A 1,752-nucleotide genomic window follows, 5' to 3' on the forward strand; every position below is an offset into this window, starting at 1 on the left:
CCCCAGCGGCGGCACCGCCCGCCGCGTCCCCAGCCGCGGCCGCACCTCCGGCGGCCTCTGAAGCCGCACCGGCATTCCCAAGCCCGACGAAATCCGACATGGTGCCCAGAAAGTTGCCGGGCATGTAGAAACCGGAGGAGAACATCGTATTGAGGCCGTTGTCATTCAAGAACGCGCCCAACGGGGATCCGTCGGCTCCGGAAAGAAAATTCAGGATCCCGGCTGGGGTGGTGAGGTTCGTTCCACCTAGTCCGAGCCAGTTCATGATGCCGTTGAGACCCGACCCCGCCGACGTCGACGTTGCGGGCGAGGCGAGTCCCTGCAGTGCAGCGGGGACCGAAGTCACCAACTGCGACAGCGGCGCCGATGTTCCGGTGCCGGCTGCCTGGCCGACCGTGGTGGTCGCCGGCGGTTCGGGGAACGGTGTCAATGTCGATGCGGCGGCTGAGGATCCGGCGTAGCCGTACATCGCCGCGGCGTCTTGGGCCCACATCTCGGCGTAGTGGGCTTCGGTCGTCGCGATCGCCGGAGTGTTCTGGCCGAGGATGTTGGTGGCGACCAATGATGCCAACAACGTGCGGTTGGCAGCGACGACCGCCGGCGCAACCGTCGCGCTGAACGCGGCTTCGTATGCACTGGCCGCCGCTTTGGCCTGGTCGGCGGCCTGTTCGGCTTGCGCGGCGGTGGCATTCATCCAGGACACATATGGTGCGGCGGCGGCAACCATGGACGTCGAGGCCGGGCCTCGCCACGGACCGCTGGTGAGGCCGGAGATCACCGACCCGTAATCGCCCGCGGCCGAGGACACCTCGCTCGCGAGGTTGTTCCACGACGCAGCCGCCGCAATCATCGGTCCGGAACCTGGACCGGCGTACATCAGCCCGGAGTTGACTTCTGGCGGTAATGTTGCGAAATCCATTACAAAACCCTTTATCCGGCCGCAACCGCGTTGGCGGCCTCGGTAGTGGCATACGAGTTGGCGCCGGCCGCCAACATCGTCACGAACATCTGGTGAATCGCCGCAGCTTGGGCGCTCACCGCCTGGTAGGCGTGCGCATGTGCAGTGAATTGCATTGCTGTCAAAGCGGATACCTCGTCAGAGGCGGGCGGGACCAGACCGGTGGTCGGTGCCACCGCTGCGGTGTTCTGCGCTTGAAGTCTCAAGCCGACGGATTGAAGGTTGTCCGCTGCGGTGGATAAAAGCTCCGGTACGATGGATACGAACGACATGGGTTTCTCCTTGAATCAGGGCGCGCGACGACAACGCAAGCCCGAGGCGTGGACCTGCGTGAAAAGTGTTTCGGTGCAAGCTGATTGCAGACAGCGAGCACCGCAGCGGGGACCGGCTGGAAATCTGCGGTCATCGATGTGTGTCGGCGGCGAAAGCCACCGGTTCAGCTCAGGGCTGTAACGATCTTGGGTTGCACACCCCGGCCGGACGCGGTGGTGATCGCGACCTGGGATGAACCCAAGCCGACTTGTCGTCGACGCGTCTCAGCCGACGCGTTCGGCCTGCACCGTCCACTTCTCCTCGATGCGCCCGTAGCGCCAGATCAGCAAGGCGCCGGCCCACGTCACCACAAACAGGCCGACGATGAGAAAACCAATGGCATTGAGATCGATGCCGCCCAGCCAGCTCCAGAATCCACTGGTCCAGCCGAACTGCTCGGCCAGCAGTCCGAGTAATTCGACGGTGCCGATGAGCAGCGCGACGACCACCGACAGGCCGGTGATGGTGATGTTGTAGTAGAC

The 1,752-nt window shown here is 64.3% G+C and carries 2 protein-coding genes and 1 pseudogene; all 3 read right to left on the minus strand.

The window, feature by feature from the left end:
• Positions 1–919, minus strand: a 919-nt coding sequence (locus WAN02_RS27790; RefSeq protein WP_422268458.1) for a PPE family protein, incomplete at its 3' end; no start/stop codon positions are given.
• An 11-nt stretch (positions 920–930) separates the two neighbouring features.
• Positions 931–1,230 carry a PE family protein gene (locus tag WAN02_RS27795; protein ID WP_422268460.1) on the minus strand — a complete coding sequence of 100 codons (300 nt, stop codon included), beginning with the start codon at positions 1,228–1,230 and terminating at the stop codon, positions 931–933.
• 264 nt (positions 1,231–1,494) lie between these two features.
• Positions 1,495–1,752: pseudogene (locus WAN02_RS27800) on the minus strand (HoxN/HupN/NixA family nickel/cobalt transporter); the annotation flags it as partial.

Source organism: Mycobacterium sp. (assembly GCF_049281135.1).
In the GTDB taxonomy this organism is placed as follows: Bacteria; Actinomycetota; Actinomycetes; order Mycobacteriales; family Mycobacteriaceae; genus Mycobacterium.

Coding starts and splice junctions, on each gene's coding strand:
- WAN02_RS27795 (WP_422268460.1), bottom strand. CDS start 1,230: ATGTCGTTCGTATCCATCGTACCGGAGCTTTTATCCACCGCAGCGGAC.